Genomic DNA, 15924 nt, shown 5'->3' on the forward strand with positions numbered 1-15924 from the left:
TCACTCCCGGTGGTTGGCCTCGCCGTGCTTCCAGTAGCCCTTCGCGTGGACGCGGTCGCGGGGGAGGCCTAGGTCGCCGAGGAGGTGGCGGCGGAGGGTTCCGACGGCGACGGCCTCACCGGCGATCCAGGCGGCGGAGCCGATGGTCCCGGCAGGGTCAGGGCCGGTCAGGACGTCGGCGGCGAGGACGGCGTCGGTGAGGAGCCGGCCCTTGGGGTGGGCGCCGTCGCGGGGGAGCCAGGTGGTGGTGAGCTCGGCGGCGGTGCCGAGCGGCAGCGCGTCGGCGCCGGTGGCGATCTCGAAGTAGGCGAAGGCCCTTACCGTGCTGGGCAGTTGATCGAGAATGGTGAGCGCGGCGGGCAGCGCGCTCTCGTCGGCGGCGAGGAGCAGCCGGGTGACGCCGTCCAGGTCGGGCCGGCGGCCGCGCGGGCCGGCGAGGACGGCCCGGTCGCCGGGGCGGGCGACGGAGGCCCAGCGGGCCAGGGGTCCGTTGCCGTGCAGGACGATGTCGATGTCCACCTCGCGCTCGGCGGGTCGGTGCCGGCGGATGGTGTAGGCCCGGGACGGGCCCTCGGGGATGGCCAACTTGACCCACTGGGTGGGGTGTTCGATCCCGAGGTCGGGCAGCGTCGGGCCGCTGAAGGTGATCCGGGTGAGGGTGGAGGTCAGCGGGGTGGTGGCGGTGACCTCGACGTCGTGGGTCGGGCGGGGGCGTCGGAACATGATGACTCCTGAGCGGGCCCGGGGGTGGACTCGGGCCGGGTGAAGGGGAGTTCGGTGACGGAGGGGCCGGGGCGCGCCACGGCGAACTGCCGCACGGCGGTACGGTGCGGGAGCCGCGCGGGGGCGGGTGATGGCGGGTGGTGGTGGGTGGTGCCCGGAGTGGGCGCCCGGATCAGTGCGTGAAGCGGGCGAGCTGCCGGTCGAGCAGGGTGTCGACGAAGGCCCGGTCGAGCGGGCGGCGCAGCACCAGGGCGCGGTGGTAGAGCGGGGCGAGCAGGGCGTCCAGGAGTGCGGCGGCCTCGTCCTCGGAGGTGCCGAGGCAGGCCCGGGTGTGCGCGACGTCCCGCTCGCGGAGCGGGTCGAGGAAGCCGGTGTGCAGCAACTCCGCTGTCCGGGAGTCGAGTTGGGAGTGCCCGAGAAGGGCTTGCAGGACTCGGCCGGCCGGTTCCTCGCCGAGGAAGGCGGCGAAGCGGTGCAGGTAGACGCGCAGGTCGGCCGGGGTGGCCGGGGAGTCGGGCCAGACCAGGGCGGGACCGGAGTCCAGCGCCAGGTTGTCGAAGAGGATGTCGACCTTGGACTTCCACCAGCGGTAGATGGTCTGCTTGGCGACGCCCGCCGCCGCGGCGATGCCCTCGATGGTGAGGCCCTCGAAGCCGTGCTCGACCAGGAGGTCGTCGGCGGCGTTCAGCACGGCCAGGCGCGCGGCCTCGCTGCGGCGACCGCCGGTACTCGCGCTGCTGCTGCCGGTGGCGGGGCGGGGCTGGGCGGCGATGGCGCTGCGGTCCTCACGGGCGGGCCGCTGCGGGAGCCGGCCGGGGTGCTGGGTCGGGCCCATCCTCTCACGCCTCCTCCGCCGCGAGGGGCGTCGGCCGTGCGCGACGGCCGGTCAGGCCGGCCGCGACGCCGACGGCCAGGACCGCGACCAGCGTGCTGAAGACGACCCCTGCCGTGCGCAGGTCGGTGGCCCGGATCAGGAGGCCGGCGCCCACGACCGGTACCGAGAGCATCGTGTACAGGACGGCGAAGTAGGCCGAGATCGCCTCGCCACGCCGCCGCGGTTCGACGCCCCCGTTGATGGTGGCGAGCCCGGTGGCGACGGCGGTACCGGTGGAGAGGCCGTTGAGCACCGCGCCGAGGAGCAGCGGCGGCAGCGTCCCGGCGAGCAGCGCGGTGGCGACCAGGGCCGCCGCCACGACGAGCCCGGCGCAGGCGGCGGGCAGGGCGCGGGGGCCGGGCAGCACGCGGGCGAGCAACTGGCCGGCCCCGGTGGCGACGAAGGCGAGGCAGGCGATCAGACCGGTGAGCGCGTGGTGGTGGATGCCGAGGACGGTGGCGAGGAAGAGCCCGCTGACGGAGGTGAGGACGCCGAGGGCGGCGAAGCCGGACCCGGCGGTCAGGGCGGCGCGCAGCAGGGCGGGCCGGATGGCGGCCGGGACGAGCGGCGGCACGAAGGGCGGGGGGTTCCCGGGGGTCTCGCGAGAGGTCTCGCGAGGGATCTCGCGGCGGGCGGTGCGGCGGGCCCTGCGGGGGCCGCCGCCGGGCGCGCTCTCCGGGACGGCGAAGAGGCCGAGCAGGGCGACCGCGGTGAGGGCGAGCATCACCGTCCAGGGCAGCCGCAGCGGGGAGCCGGCCCATTCGGCGAGGATCCCGGAGAGCAGCGTGCCGCCGGCCAGTCCGCCCATGTTGGCGGCGAGCGCGAGGGTCTGCGCCCGCAGCCGGCGCTCCGGCGGAGCGAGGTCGAGCAGGGCCGCGGTGGCGGCGCCGGTGACCAGGGCGGCGGCGAGGCCGGACACCACCCGGGCGACGAGCAGCCAGGGCAGGGCGGAGGCGGCCTCGAAGAGTCCGGCGGCGACCGCGGCGAGGAGCAGGGCGCCGGCCATGACGGGGCGACGGCCGATCCGGTCGGAGAGGCGGCCGAGCGTGAGCAGGCCCACGACGACTCCGGCGGCGTAGACGGCGAAGGTCACCGTGACCATCAACGGCGAGAAGCCGAAGGCCTGTTGGTAGAGCGGATAGAGCGGGGTCGGGACGGTGGTGCCCGCCATGGTGACCCAGAAGGCGAGGGCGATGGCGGCCCGGGCGAGCGGAGTCGCCGGGGTGGGCGGGGCGGACGGGGCGGTGGCCACCGCCGGTGGGCTGTCGGGGGGCGCGGAAGGCACGGGTGTGCTCCTCGGGTGAGGTGAGGGGGTGAGGCCTGCTGGGGCGGGAGCTCCGCGCGGGGCGGAGTCGGCGCAGCGCGGGGCAGGCCCCGGAGGCGAAAGTAGACGCAACGTTGCGTTGCGATTTGAAACGTAGCACTGGACGCAACGTTGCGTCCAGGCTCGATGGTGCACCCCGGTCGACCCCGGTGCGGAACGGCGGCCGCCGCCGCGAGTTGACGGACTCGCAGCTCCTCGGCGCACCCGGACAGGTATGTTAGGTTAGCCTTGCCTAATGCTGCTGCTCAGGGGGAGTTCGGGGAGGGGTGTCCAGGTGCGACTGCCCGAATCAGCGGGCCCGGTCGCGAACCTGCGGCCCGGAACCCCGCCCGCCCCGGTGCTCCGCCCCTGACCGGACGGAACCGGTGTCCGACCGGCGGCGCGCCACCGGCGACGCCCGACCGGCTGGCACGCGGCCGCCGAGGGCCGGCTGCCCCGCGTCGACCGGGGGCCGAGGCCCCGGACCACCAGCGACCCTCGCGCCACCCGGGCGACCCGTTCACCCGGCCCCGAACCGCCCCACCCGCCGACCACCCCGACCGGGGCACCCGGCGGCCACTCGCAGACTGGGAGAATCCAGGTGACCACCGTGCACCACGCCCCCGCCGGGACGGAACACACCGTCATCGGCGCGGCCAGCGGGCTGCTGGGCCAGTACCGGGCCGCGCCCGACGAGGCGTTCTCCGCCTCGCCGACCCGCACGCTGCTCGCCGAGGGCGTGCACGCCAGGGTGGTGCAGGACGAGCGCCCGCTGCCGGTGCGGGTCGCCGAGACGCTGGCCCGGGCGCGCCGTGACGGGGTCCGGCGGCCGCTGGTGATGGGCGCGGTGGCGTTCGACCACGACAGCAGGGCCGAACTGGCCGTGCCCGCCGGGCTGCGCGTCTGCGGCGCGCTGCGGGACGACCCGCTGATCGCCCTGCCCGCCCCGGCCGCCGAGCCGGTGGACTGGCGGGTCCGTCCGGTGCCCGAGCCCGAGGTGTACGGGGCGGGCGTCGCCGAGGCCGTCCGGCGTGTGCGGGCGGGCGAGTTGAGCAAGGTCGTGCTCGCCCGGACACTCGAACTGAGTGCCGGTCGCCCGCTCGACCTGCCCGCGATCCTCCAGCGGCTGGCCCGCCGCGACCCGAGTGGCTACACCTTCGCGGTGCCCACCGGGGCGGGTCGCACCCTGATCGGCGCCAGCCCCGAACTGCTGCTCTCGCGCCGCGGCACCACGGTGGTGGCGAACCCGCTGGCCGGTTCGGTGCCGCGCACGGCCGACCTGGGCGAGGACGTCCGCCGGGCCGCCGCGCTGCTGGAGTCCCCGAAGGACCTGCGCGAGCACGCCTTCGTGGTGGACGCCATCCGCGAGGCGCTGGCCCCGTACTGCCGGACGCTGCTGGTGCCGGCCGCCCCGACCCTGGTCCGGACCGCCGCCATGTGGCACCTGGCGACCACGATCACCGCCGAACTGGCCGACCCGGCCGTGTCGGCGCTGGAGCTGGCCACCGCCCTGCACCCGACCCCGGCGGTCTGCGGGTCGCCGACGCCGCCGGCGCGGCGGGCGATCGGCGAGATCGAGCCGTTCGACCGCGGACTGTACGCCGGGATGGTCGGCTGGGGCGACGCGGACGGTGACGGCGAGTGGGTGGTGACCCTGCGCTGCGCGGAGGCGGACGGGCGCACGCTGCGGGTGTTCGCCGGGGCGGGCGTCGTCGCCGAGTCGCGGCCGGAGGCCGAACTCGCCGAGACCAGCGCCAAGTTCCGCACCTTCCTGGACGCCGCGGGGGTGCCGCGGTGAGCGGCCCGGGCGGCGGCTGAGGCTCGCTGTGCGGTACTCGGGTGCGGGGCCGGCCGTCGCGGTCGGCCCCGGCTGACGACCCGGGCCCTACGGCAGGTCGATCCGCTCGGTCCGGTACGCCCCGATCACCTCGATCCCCTTGCTCCCCGTGATGCCGTCCAGCGGCAGCGACTCCGTGTACGGGGCGGTGGCGGGGAGCCCGATGCCGGACAGCGAGCCGACCACCTCGATGCCCCAGTACTCCGGCTGCGCGATGTAGACCCGGGGCGACAGCCGGACGGTCATGTTCAGGTAGGGCTTGGTCCCGTTCACGACGAGGATGAACGTGCCCGGGACGATCCCCGGGACGGCCTTCGCCTCCTCGAAGTCGATCAGGCGCACGGACTCCGGCGCCGACCGCTCTGCAAAGTTCTCCGCCATGGTGAACCCTTTCGTCACCGCGATGCCCTCAGGCCTTCCGACGACGCAGGCTAGCTGACGGTCGCTCACGAACGATGCCTGCCGCGCGCGCACGAAGGTGCCGGCCTGCCCGACACCCGCCCGGCGGAGCCGACCGCTCAGGAGAGCGGTGCGTCCGCGGCTGCCACGAAGGCGACGAAGTCGGCCCAGGCGGCGGGGGAGAAGGCAAGCTGCGGCCCGCCCCGGTCCTTGGAGTCCCGGACACGGACGGCGGTCGTCACGGCGACCTCGATGCACTCGCCGCCCGCAGTGCCGCTGTAGCTGGACTTGAACCATGCGAGCTCAGTGCTCATTGCTCCTCCGTCTACGCGCCGACGAACCTCGCCGAGGTTCTCGCGAGCAAGGGCGTTCTGTCTCCGGGTGGAGCAGGCCGCTCAGGAGGGCGGTGTCTCCGTGGCTGCCGCGAAGGCGACGAAGTCGGCCCAGGCGGCGGGTGAGAAGGCGAGCTGCGGCCCGCCCCGGTCCTTGGAGTCCCGGACGCGCACGGCGGTCGTCATGGCGGCGACCTCGATGCAGGCACCGCCCTCGGTGCCGCTGTAGCTGGATGTGAACCAGGTTGGTCCGTCGCTCATAGCCCCTCCGCCAACGCGCTGATGAACCTCGCCGACTCCTCCGGGGTGAGAGCCTGCCGGAGGATCATTTCATGGCGTTGGCTGAGCAGGCCCACTCTTTCCGGATCCGAGTGCAGTAGGCCCATCGCCTGGCCTTCCTCGTAGGCGAGCCGTCGGTGTTCGGTCGTGTCGAGCAGGATGAAGGGGCCGTTCAACCCGGGGTGGGCACCTCTGCCGGGTACGATCTGCACGGAGATGTGACGCGGCCTTCCGGCGTCCAGCAGATGCCGCAGCTGGCGGACGTGTGCCTCAGTAGTGGTGAGCGGGCTGCGCAGGACCGTCTCGCAGAGCAGGAAGTTGAAGGACTTGGTCTGGGTTTTCAGTAGCTCCTGGCGAGCCAGCCTTGCGCCGACACGTTCCTCGACGGTTTCGTCGTCCAGTGGTGGCCAGTTGGCCTCGAGAAGGGCCCTTGCGGTGTCTTCGGTTTGGAGGAGGCCAGGGATGAGTTGGGTCTCGAACCAGTTGAGGGTCACTGCTTCGGCCTCGTAGCGCATGTAGTCCTCGGCGAAGCGGGGATACTTCTCGGGCCTCAGGAACTCCTCGCCTGCCGCCAGGATGCCCTTCGCTCCGCACAGCTCGTCGGCGATGTCGAGCAGGTGTCTGGAGGGTCGGCGCCGACCCGCCTCCATGGAGCGGAGGCTCTCCGCGCTGTAGCCGGCCTCCCTGGCCAGGTCCTCGCGGCTGACCCCGGCTCGGGTGCGCCAGAGCTTGATCTGGTTGCCGCAGTAGCGCCAGGCCATCGGCGGTGGCGTGTTGGAAGTGGCGCTCATGGCTGTAGCCCCCCTGGTCGTCGACCGGCTCGGGCTCCGAGGGTAGGGCGGGTGTGGGTCGGGGTGGGGGCGAACCGTTCGAAACCGCACGTCCGGGTGAAGCCGGCCGGGGTGGTGGTGTGCGTCGGGGCTGCGGCCCGGTCGGGGCGGGTGGCGTGAGTGTCGGGCGGTGGAGCGCGGGGTCGCTGTGATGAGCTGAGGGCTGCCGTGCTGTCCGCTCCCGCGCGGCAGCCGTTCCGGTCCTGCTGGACCGTCCTCCTGAGGGGAGACGCTCGTGCGCAGTCGTGTCGGAGCCGGGGTGCTGGCTCTGCTCCTGGGGTCCGGCGCCGTCGCGGGCTGTTCGTCGGCTCCGGAGCCCGCGGCCACGTCGGCCGCTCCGAGCTCGGCCGCCGCCTCGGCGGTCGCCTCCTCCACCGGGTCCGCCACCGGGTCCGCCCCGGCCGCGCCCGGTGCCGCGCCGTCGGTGGCCGTCCGGGCGACGGTCACCGAGGAGTTGGCGGCGCCCTGGGGCCTGGTGGTGCTGCCCGACGGGGACCTGCTGGTGTCCGAGCGGGACGACGGCCGGATCGTGCGGGTCGCGGCGAAGGACGGCGCCCGCACCGAGGCCGGGACCGTCCCCGGGGTGGTCTCCGGCGGCGAGGGCGGCTTGCTGGGCCTCGCGCTGTCGCCCGGCTACGCCACCGACCACCTGGTGTACGCCTACTTCAGCACCGCCGCGGACAACCGCGTCGTGCGCCTGACGTACGACCCGGCGCGGCCGGCGAAGCAGCAACTCGGCACGCCCGAGGTCCTCCTGACGGGCATCCCGCACGGGCCCCGGCACAACGGCGGGCGGATCGCCTTCGGCCCCGACGGCCTGCTCTACGTGGGCACCGGGGACAGCAGCGACACCGCGCTCGCCCAGGACGAGGGTTCGCTCGGCGGCAAGATCCTGCGGCTCGCCCCGGACGGCACGCCCGCTCCCGGCAACCCCTTCCCCGGCTCGCCCGTGTACTCCTACGGCCACCGCAATGTGCAGGGGCTCACCTGGGATCCCCAAGGGCGGCTCTGGGCCTCGGAGTTCGGCCAGGACACCTGGGACGAGCTGAACCTGATCAAGGCCGGCGGCAACTACGGCTGGCCGGTGGTCGAGGGCACCGGGAACCGCCCCGGCTTCATCGACCCGGTGGCCCAGTGGCACACCGCCGACGCGTCCCCGAGCGGTATCGCCTACGCCGACGGCGCCGTCTGGATCGCCGCGCTGCGGGGCACCCGGCTCTGGCGCGTCCCGCTCGACGGTGACCGTGCGGCGGGCGCTCCGGAGGCGTTCCTCGACGACGCCTACGGGCGGCTGCGCACGGTGGTCGCGGACCGGGACGGCACGCTGCTGCTGGTCACCAACAACACCGACGGGCGCGGGGACTCGCGCTCCGGCGACGACCGGATCCTGCGCCTGACCGTCTCCTAGCGGCGCGGCCGGTCCCCGGGGTCCCGGCCGGTTCTGGCATGCCCGGATCGAGTGCGCGGTCCGCCGACCGGTCGGCCTGGTTCGCCCGCAGATCGCTTGCGCTGGAGGGGAGTTGGGCCGCCTCCGGGTCGTCGGCCGGACTGGCGGCCGCGTCGTCCTCCCCGCTGATCGTTCACTCGTTCGATGGGTTTGAAGCGGCCGGCCCGCAGGAGCGGCCCCCCGGCGGCCGCGTTGTCAGTGTGTCCCGTTACGTTCCTCCCATCGCAGACCAGCAGCTGGGAGGAGAGCGGCCGTGACGTGGGTGGAAGCGGGGACGGGCGGCTATCAAGTCGCGCTCGACGCGGAGGGCAGGGTGGTGTGCCGCAACGCGGCCGGCCGCCCGTTGAAGTCCCTTCCGTCGAAGCTGAACGACGATCCGGTGGTCACCGGGCTCAAGCAGCTCACCGAGTGGCTCGCCGCGCACCGGCGCGGCTGCCTGGAGGACGTCGAGCGGTGGATGGTCCGCTCGCTGCCCGTCCCCGCCGCGGTCCTGGTCGCGGTCTGGCCGGACGAGGCCTGGCAGGAGGTCCTGCGCGACCTGGTGGTCACGGGCTCGGACGGCGAGGTCGCCGGGTTCCTGCGCGGCGCCGACGCCGAACGCGGCCTCGGGCTCGTCGACCTCGACGGGGACACCGTGCGCCTCACCGACGGCGAGATCCTGATACCCCACCCCGTCCTCCTGGAGGACTTGGACGAGCTGCGCGAGTTCGCCGTCGAACTCGGGGTCTCCCAGCAGGTGCAGCAGCTGTACCGGGAGGTCTGGCACCGCCCGGCGGAGGCCGCGTCCGGTACCGAGGTCACCAGCTACGCCGGCGGCCGCTACAACGCCCTGCGCGACCTGCTCGGCCGCTGCGCCCGGCTCGGCTACCGGGTGCGCGGCGGCTACGCCGTGCTGCCCGTGGTCGAGGGCGGCCGCGCGCTGGAGGCCCGCGTCTGGGTCGGGGACTACTACGAGTACGACGAGTGCGAGACCGGCGCGCTCAGCTGGGCCGGCCCGGACGGCACGATCCGGCCGGCGGCCGAGGTCGGGCCGGTCGCCTGGTCCGAGGGCATGCGGATGGCCGCCGCGCTGTACGCCGGCCGCACGATCGAAGGGGAGGAGCCCGCATGAGCACCACCGAACTGCACGAGCGCCTGCTGGATGCCGGAGCGGTCCTCCCGGCGGGCACGCTGCCCGGCGCCGGGCAGCCCGACAGCGCCGCCGACGTCCTCACCGCCCGCAGCTACGCCCACCCGGCGCTCGACGGGCGCCGGATCGTCCGGCTCGTCCCGGGCGCGCTCGGGCCCGCCGAGGACCTGGCGGTCGACTTCCTCGGCCTGAAGCCGGCGGCCGAGCCGGCCGAGGTCGGCCAGGTCCGCCAGGAGGCGCTGGGCTTCCCCGCCTGGGCGCTGGTCCACGACCCGGCGAACGGCCACCACGCGCTCGCCCTGGTCAAGGAGATGGAGCGGCTCGCCCGGCAGGCGAAGTCCAAGCCCGGCCACGCCAAGGACGGCTTCGACGAGCTCGCCGTGCGCCTCGGCCGCGCGGTGCCGCACTTCCTGCCGACCTACTGCGAGGAGGTCGGCCGGATCTTCGTCGAACAGGGCAACCAGACCTACGCCGGCACCTTCTTCGGCAAGGCCCGCGAGGCCGAGCGCACCCACAGCCTCGCCGTGGACGAGGAGCGGCTGCGCGCCGTCTTCCTGGAGTTCGCGCTGGCCGGCGCGCTTACCGTCAAGGCGCTGCGCCAGTACGTGAAGGAGCTGAGCGGCCGGCTCGACCCGCTGACCGCCTGGCAGCGCTTCCGCCAGCTCTGCACCGAGCGCTCGGCCGCCGGCATGGCCCCCTACGCGGGGATCGCCGAGGACGCCCGCGCCCTGATCCGGGCCGCCGGGCTCGACCGCACCGAGCACGAGCAGGCCCTGCTCGCCGAGCTGCTCGCCTCCCCCGCCGTCAACCGCGCGCCCGGCGCCTTCTGGAAGTCCTGGCACGGCGCCGTCATCGAGCTGGCCCGGCGTGACGAGGGCGTCCGCGCCCGGCTGCTGGAGATCATGCCCGACCCGGCCGGGGTCTCCGACCAGAGCGCTCAGGACGCCTCCTGGCTCGCGGTGCTCGCCGAGAGCGGCGCCGAGCAGCTGCTGACCGGCCTGCCCGCCCACGGCGCGGCGGGCCAGGCCGGGACCACCCCGGCCGCCGCCGTCTGGCTGCAGCGCTGGGTGGGCCACATCGGCCGGGGCTGGCGCACCAACGGGCTCAACGCCGAGACCGTCGCGCTGGCCGCCCGGATGACCGGGCGGCTGCGCGCCGACGGCATCCCGGTCGACCTCTTCACCGGGACGCGGCGCAGCCCCCACCAGATCGAGCTGCTCGACCTGCTGCTCGCCGAGGGCGTCCCGGTCGCCGACCCGGCCGACGGGCAGAGCCTCGGCCTCGGCGACTGGGTGCGCGAGTCCGGGCCCGGCGGCCGCACCCTCGCCGCGGTCGCCGCCGACCCGCGGTTCCGCGCCCTGCTGCGCTCCGGCGTGCCCAACAGCTGGACGGCCGCCGCGCACAAGCAGCTGGCCGCCCTCCCGGTGCTGCGCGAGCTGTTCGTCGAGTGGTCCGACGCCCGGGCCGACGAACTCCTCGCCGCGCGCGGCCTGGCGAGCGCGGCCGAACTGCTGAAGGACCTGCGGAGCAGCCGCGGCGCGATCCGCACCGAGAACCCGGCCGCCGCCGAGCGGATCGCCGGCCTCGACGTCACCGGACTGCTCGCCCGCACGCTGCGCACCGGCATCCTCGACGAGCTCGGCTGGCCCGCGCTGGAGGAGGCACTCGTCCGGCTCGGCATCGAGGCGGGCGAGGCACCGGGCGGCCCCGAGGGCAGGGAACTGCCCGACGGCCTCTGCGTCGAGGAGGCCTGGCCGCAGCTGGTCCTGGAGCTCGGGAACCGCGTAGTGGTGGTCGGTCCGCAGGGCATCCTGCTGGAGCACACCCTGCGCATCCCCGACAAGCTGGAGCGCTGGCAGCGGCCCCGGCTGCGCTTCGTCGACGGCGAGCTGCTGGTCGCCTGGTACCGGGAGAACAAGCAGTACGCCTACTGGTCCGGCCGCCCCACCGAGACCTTCGAACTGGGCGGGGAGACCATCGTCCGCTACTACGGCGGCCAGGACGACCCGGAGATCCCGTCGATCCCGCTGTCCGGCGGGGGCCGGACCGCCGGCGAGCGCCCGCTGCACGTCGGTGACACCCGGATGCCCGCCGAGGCGCGGGTGATCGGCGACGGCACCGGTCACTGGACGGTCCGCCCGAGCCGGACCGGTGACGTCCTCACCGAACTGGACGCGACCACCGGCGCGCTGGGCCGCGCCGCCGAACCGCCCAGGATCGCCGCCACCGCGGCGGCCGGCCGGCTCGACCTCGACCGCACGTCGCTGCTGCCGATGCAGCCCGGCCTGGAGGCCACCCCGCTGGGCACCGACGGCGTCGTGCTCGGCAGCTGGGTCCGGGTCGACGGGGCCAAGGTCACCACCGGCACCGCCGACGGCACCACCCTCACCCTGGCCGGAAGGGGCCGGCGCCCCGATCGGTTCCCGCTCGGGCGGCTCGGCCTGCCCGGTGACGCCCACCCGCTGGTCGTCGAGGAGCGCGGCGGCGATCTCGGCCTCGCCCTGCCGGACGCCGACGGCAGCGGCGCCGACACCAGCACCGACCTGCAGACCTGCCGGCCCGGCGGTCTGGCGGCCGCCGGTACCGCGTTCGTCCCCCCGCTCGCCCACTGGCACGCCCTGCGGCCGCGCGACGAGGCGGGCTCGCTGGTCCTGCGCGGTCTGACCGACGAGCAGGCCGCCCGGCTGATCGACGCCGCCTGGCCGACGGACGCCGAACCGCCCGCGGAGGCCGAGCAGCGCTGGCTCACCGTCCAGGGCGTGCGGCGCCCGCTCGCGGTGGGCAAGGCCGCCCGGCAGTCCGTGCCGGTCGAGGCCGTCGGCGCCGTGCTGCCCGGCGTCGGCCACCCGCTGCTGCGGGCCGGCGTCGCGGGCCTCGCCCGGTCCGCCGCCGAACTGCTCGACCTCGCCGCCCGGTTCGTCCCGCAGCCCGAGGCCGAGGCCCGCCCCAAGCCCGGCACCGCCCGGGCGGGCGCCGCCTACCGGCCCGAGCACGGGCGTGACCAGGACCTGCGCGAGGCGGTGGAGATCCTGCTGCCCGACACCTCGGGCTTCGGCCGCTCCTGGGAGCACGGGGACCACTGGCGGGTGCTCGGCAACCTGCGCACCGTCCTCGGCGTCCTCACCGGGCCACCGGCCGTGGCGCCCGGCACCGAGGGCTGGTCCACCCCGCTCCGGGTCGAGCTGGAGGGGGACGACAACCACCACGGCTGGCTGAGCCTCCTCGGCCACCTCGGCACCCTCGCCTACGCCGCGGCCGCCCCGCTCACCGGCGCGGCCGAGCGGTCGGCGCTCGCCCTGCTGCTGACCGAGCTCACCCGCGGCCTGCTCGCCGACCGCGGCGCCACCCTGCGCGAGGTCGTGCTGACCGAGCCGCTCGCCGACTTCGTCGACCCGGACGGCACCACCCGCAAGCACCCGTCCCGGGCCGGCCAGGTGTTCCGGCACGGGGAGCGGACCGTCGTCGTCCTCGGCTGCCGCCACCACCGCGAGGACCGGGTGAACTGGCTCGCCGTCGACCACGACCCGAGCGGCGCCTTCGGGCCGGTCGCCCACTTCGGCACCGCCGGGGAGCGCAACACCGAGGAGGTCGTCACCGCCGACTGGACGGCGCGGTTCACCGCCCTGCTCGCCCTGCACGGCGGGTTCGTCCGGGAGGCCGGGCAGGCCGCCGCCTTCGGTGCGGCGACCGGCATCGGCGCCACCCGGGCTGCCCTGCTGCTCAGCCCCACCAACACCCTGTTCGGGTGGTACGGCACCGTGCTCCCCGCCGACCGGCTCAAGGAGTACGGCCTCAAGTCGGCCGAGGCCAAGGCCGCCCGGGACTGGCTGCGCGGTCGCGACCGGGCCGGCCTCCGCGCCGTCTGGACGGCGCTCCTGCCCGCCGACCCGAAGGCGCTCTGGACGGACGGCCCCGACACCGCGGCCGGAGCCGAGCGGTGGACGGAGCGGTTCGGACAGCTCGTCACCCTGCCCGAGGAGGCCCAGGCCACCGTCAACGGTGCCGGGATCAACCACATCGAAGAGGTCCTCAACCCCACCCGGACGCCCTGGCTCAACCGCACCACCGGCTACCGGGTGCGGGCCACCCAGGACGGCGGGCCGGTCCAGCTGGTCGCCGACGACCCGCACGCCCTGCCCGGCGACACCGGTCTGGGCGGGGCCGTCGACGCCCTGCGCTGGCTCGCCTACCACCTGCCCGCCGACAGCCCGCTGCGCCCGCTGCTGCCGCAGGCCGCCGCCGCGCTGCGGGCCCGGCTGGCCGACCCGGAGCTGCTGCTGAACTACGACCTGCTCCGCACCGCCAAGGGCGAGAAGCTGTCGCCGGTGCTGCGCACCCGCTTCGGACTGCCGGCCGAGGGCGGCGCCGACGCCGACGGCCTGGTCCGCTGCGGGGAGGCTCTCGTGCTCGCCCCCGGCCGTACCGAGGACGAGCAGGTCTGGCTGCGCCCGGCCGGGCTCACCGGCGGGGACGATCCGGTGCTGGAGCTGCTGGCCGGGCTCGTCGACGGCTACTGGTTCACCAGTCAGCGGCCCGCCCTGGCGGCCATCCTGGACGGCGAGCTGGAGCGCCTGGTGGCCCCGCCGGAGCTCGCGCCCGACCCGGCGCCGACCGGTGCCGGGGAGGAGGCCCGCTGGGCGCAGAACCCGCAGCTCAGCGTCGGCCCGCTGGTCGCGGAGGTGGCCGCCGCCCACGGCCTCGGCGCGGACGCCGCCGCGCTCTACCTCCAACTGCTCGCGCTGCCCGACCCGACCGACCGCAACGTCGCGCGCTGGACGGGCTGGAAGCCCGCCCGGCTGAAGCGGGCCCGGGCCGAACTCGCCGCCACCGACCTGGTGCTGGAGGCCAAGCGGTCCCGGGCCGGCCGCGGCCTCTTCCTGCCCGGCGGCTGGCAGGAGGCCAAGGCCCCCGGCCTCCCGGCGGAGACCTGGAAGGCCGGCCTGTACGAACTGCCCACCCACCACGCCGTCCTGCCGCGGCTGTCCGTCCCGGAGCTGTTCGCCCGGGCCTGGCAGCGGATCGGCGACGGGGACGTCCCCGGATACGAAGAGCTCCGTACCGGCAAGCGCAGGAAGGCCCGCCGATGACCACCGCCCCGAAGGACCAGCCCACCGCCCCGAAGGACCAGTCCGCCGACCCGAAGACCCAGTCCGCCGACCCGACGGCTCGGCAGATCGTCCCGCCCGAGGAGAGGTACGCCGCCGAACTGGAGTTCCTGGCGGCCCACGACACCGGCCCGCGCCCGCCCGGCTGGCGGCTCACCCCGCGCGCCGTGGTCACCTTCGTGATGGGCAGCGGCGGCGAGAAGCTCAAGGCCGGGCGGAAGAGCCTGGCCGTCGAGCAGAAGTTCGTCGGCGAGCGGGCGCTGGTCGAGCGCTGCGTGGTCACCCTCGCCGGGGAGCGCGGTCTGCTGCTCGTCGGCGAACCGGGCACCGCGAAGTCGATGCTCTCCGAACTGCTCGCCGCCGCGGTCTGCGGCACCAGCGCGCTCACCGTCCAGGGCACCGCCGGTACCACCGAGGACCAGCTGAAGTACGGGTGGAACTACGCCCTGCTGCTGGCCAAGGGCCCCAGCCGGGACGCCCTGGTGCCCTCGCCGGTGCTCACCGCGATGACCACCGGAGCCGTCGCCCGGGTCGAAGAGGTCACCCGCTGCCTGCCCGAGGTGCAGGACGCCCTGGTCTCGCTGCTCTCCGAACGGCGCATCGCGGTGCCCGAGCTGGCGGGCAGCCCGGACGGCCAGCTGCACGCCGCGGCCGGCTTCACCCTGATCGCCACCGCGAACCTGCGGGACAAGGGCGTCAGCGAGATGTCCGCCGCCCTCAAGCGGCGGTTCAACTTCGAGACGGTCGGCCCGATCGGCAGCCTCGCGGCGGAGGTCGAGCTGGTCCGCCGGCAGTCCACCGCCGCGGTCGCCCGGGCCGGTGCCGCGTACGCGGTGGACGACGCCGTGCTGGAGGCACTCGTCACCGCCTTCCGGGACCTGCGCACCGGCCGCTCCACCGAGGGCTGGGACGTCGAGCGCCCGTCCACCGTGATGAGCACCGCCGAGGCCGTCTCGGTGGCCACCGGGCTGGGCGTCTGCGCCGCCTACCTGCCCGACGGCGGAGACCTCCTCGGCCGGCTGCCGGGGCAGCTGATCGGCGTCGTCCGCAAGGACGACCCGGCCGACGCCGCCCGGCTGCTCGGCTACTGGGACGGCCCGGTCCGGCGCCGTGCCGAACAGGGCGCGGCCACCTGGCGGATGCTCTGGGACCTGCGTTCGGCCCTGGAGGCGTGAGGCGATGACGACGAGCAGCGCGGTGACCGGACTCTCCGGAGCCGGAGGAGCGGGCCTTCGCGGCCCCGGCACGCCCGGGGACCACGACGACCCGCGCGGGGTGGTCGAGGCGGAGGCGGCGCGATTGGCCGCCTCGGGAGCAGGCCGCCCGGGGCCGTTCCTGATCGGGGTGCGGCACCACGCCCCCTCGCTCAGCGCGGTGGTGCCCGCGCTGCTCGACGCGGCCCGGCCCGAGGTGGTCCTGGTCGAGCTGCCCGCCGAGTTCCAGCCCTGGCTGGACTGGCTGGCCGACGAGTCCACCCGGGCGCCGGTCGCCCTCGCGGCCGCCCCGGACGGCTCCGGGGACGGTCCGGGCGAGGGGCCCGCCGGGCTCGCCTTCTACCCGTTCGCGGACTTCTCCCCGGAGCTGGCCGCGCTGCGGTGGGCCCGTCGCAACGGCGTCCCGGCCCTCACCTGCGACCTGCCGCTCGCCCGGCGGGCCGAGGCCCGCC

The 15924-nt window shown here is 75.5% G+C and carries 13 protein-coding genes; 6 read left to right on the top strand and 7 right to left on the bottom strand.

Annotated elements, in window-relative coordinates; all coding sequences use genetic code 11:
* From ACFWA9_RS14440 to ACFWA9_RS14450, 3 genes are all read right to left on the bottom strand, one after another.
* Positions 1–723, bottom strand: coding sequence for a siderophore-interacting protein (locus tag ACFWA9_RS14440; protein WP_380386935.1), 723 nt, complete (start codon positions 721–723; stop codon positions 1–3).
* 172 nt (positions 724–895) lie between these two features.
* A complete protein-coding gene (locus ACFWA9_RS14445; RefSeq protein WP_380386938.1) occupies positions 896–1558 on the bottom strand; it encodes a TetR/AcrR family transcriptional regulator in 663 nt (220 codons plus the stop codon).
* Positions 1559–1562: 4 nt separating this feature from the next.
* Positions 1563–2882 (bottom strand): MFS transporter, encoded by a 1320-nt coding sequence (locus tag ACFWA9_RS14450; RefSeq protein WP_380386941.1) that lies wholly within the window; start codon positions 2880–2882, stop codon positions 1563–1565.
* 613 nt (positions 2883–3495) lie between these two features.
* On the opposite strand from ACFWA9_RS14450, the gene ACFWA9_RS14455 reads away from it, so the two are divergent.
* Positions 3496–4698, top strand: a complete 1203-nt coding sequence (locus ACFWA9_RS14455; RefSeq protein ID WP_380386969.1) for an isochorismate synthase — start codon at positions 3496–3498, stop codon at positions 4696–4698.
* A gap of 87 nt (positions 4699–4785) precedes the next feature.
* Here ACFWA9_RS14455 and ACFWA9_RS14460 read toward each other — a convergent pair whose 3' ends face one another.
* The 4 genes from ACFWA9_RS14460 to ACFWA9_RS14475 form a co-directional block, all read right to left on the bottom strand.
* Positions 4786–5118, bottom strand: coding sequence for a hypothetical protein (locus ACFWA9_RS14460; protein ID WP_380386944.1), 333 nt, complete (start codon positions 5116–5118; stop codon positions 4786–4788).
* A gap of 137 nt (positions 5119–5255) precedes the next feature.
* Positions 5256–5450 carry a DUF397 domain-containing protein gene (locus tag ACFWA9_RS14465; protein WP_380386947.1) on the bottom strand — a complete coding sequence of 65 codons (195 nt, stop codon included), beginning with the start codon at positions 5448–5450 and terminating at the stop codon, positions 5256–5258.
* A gap of 81 nt (positions 5451–5531) precedes the next feature.
* On the bottom strand, positions 5532–5729 hold the full coding sequence (locus ACFWA9_RS14470) for a DUF397 domain-containing protein (protein WP_380386950.1): 198 nt from the start codon (positions 5727–5729) through the stop codon (positions 5532–5534).
* Complete coding sequence (locus ACFWA9_RS14475; RefSeq protein WP_380386953.1) at positions 5726–6538, bottom strand: helix-turn-helix domain-containing protein; 813 nt, start codon at positions 6536–6538, stop codon at positions 5726–5728. The genes ACFWA9_RS14470 and ACFWA9_RS14475 overlap by 4 nt, the downstream gene beginning before the upstream one ends.
* 274 nt (positions 6539–6812) lie before the next feature.
* Between ACFWA9_RS14475 and ACFWA9_RS14480 the strand changes: the two genes are divergently transcribed.
* The 5 genes from ACFWA9_RS14480 to ACFWA9_RS14500 all read left to right on the top strand — a co-directional run.
* Entirely contained in the window at positions 6813–7985 is a 1173-nt protein-coding gene (locus ACFWA9_RS14480; RefSeq protein WP_380386956.1) for a PQQ-dependent sugar dehydrogenase, read from the top strand.
* A gap of 292 nt (positions 7986–8277) precedes the next feature.
* Positions 8278–9135, top strand: coding sequence for a DUF4132 domain-containing protein (locus ACFWA9_RS14485; RefSeq protein ID WP_380386958.1), 858 nt, complete (start codon positions 8278–8280; stop codon positions 9133–9135).
* Entirely contained in the window at positions 9132–14240 is a 5109-nt protein-coding gene (locus ACFWA9_RS14490) for a hypothetical protein (RefSeq protein ID WP_380386960.1), read from the top strand. Before ACFWA9_RS14485 ends, ACFWA9_RS14490 begins: the two co-directional genes overlap by 4 nt.
* Positions 14237–15433: an AAA family ATPase gene (locus tag ACFWA9_RS14495; RefSeq protein ID WP_380386963.1), complete on the top strand. Its 1197-nt coding sequence runs from the start codon at positions 14237–14239 to the stop codon at positions 15431–15433. The genes ACFWA9_RS14490 and ACFWA9_RS14495 overlap by 4 nt, the downstream gene beginning before the upstream one ends.
* A 4-nt stretch (positions 15434–15437) precedes the next feature.
* Positions 15438–15924 (top strand): DUF5682 family protein (locus ACFWA9_RS14500; RefSeq protein WP_380386966.1); only part of this gene is annotated, 487 nt, incomplete at its 3' end.

Origin of the sequence: Kitasatospora sp. NPDC059973, assembly GCF_042737525.1 — a bacterium.
Classification (GTDB): domain Bacteria; phylum Actinomycetota; class Actinomycetes; order Streptomycetales; family Streptomycetaceae; genus Kitasatospora.

Coding starts and splice junctions, on each gene's coding strand:
- ACFWA9_RS14465 (WP_380386947.1), bottom strand. CDS start 5,450: ATGAGCACTGAGCTCGCATGGTTCAAGTCCAGCTACAGCGGCACTGCG.
- ACFWA9_RS14440 (WP_380386935.1), bottom strand. CDS start 723: ATGTTCCGACGCCCCCGCCCGACCCACGACGTCGAGGTCACCGCCACC.
- ACFWA9_RS14470 (WP_380386950.1), bottom strand. CDS start 5,729: ATGAGCGACGGACCAACCTGGTTCACATCCAGCTACAGCGGCACCGAG.
- ACFWA9_RS14495 (WP_380386963.1), top strand. CDS start 14,237: ATGACCACCGCCCCGAAGGACCAGCCCACCGCCCCGAAGGACCAGTCC.
- ACFWA9_RS14490 (WP_380386960.1), top strand. CDS start 9,132: ATGAGCACCACCGAACTGCACGAGCGCCTGCTGGATGCCGGAGCGGTC.
- ACFWA9_RS14460 (WP_380386944.1), bottom strand. CDS start 5,118: ATGGCGGAGAACTTTGCAGAGCGGTCGGCGCCGGAGTCCGTGCGCCTG.
- ACFWA9_RS14445 (WP_380386938.1), bottom strand. CDS start 1,558: ATGGGCCCGACCCAGCACCCCGGCCGGCTCCCGCAGCGGCCCGCCCGT.
- ACFWA9_RS14475 (WP_380386953.1), bottom strand. CDS start 6,538: ATGAGCGCCACTTCCAACACGCCACCGCCGATGGCCTGGCGCTACTGC.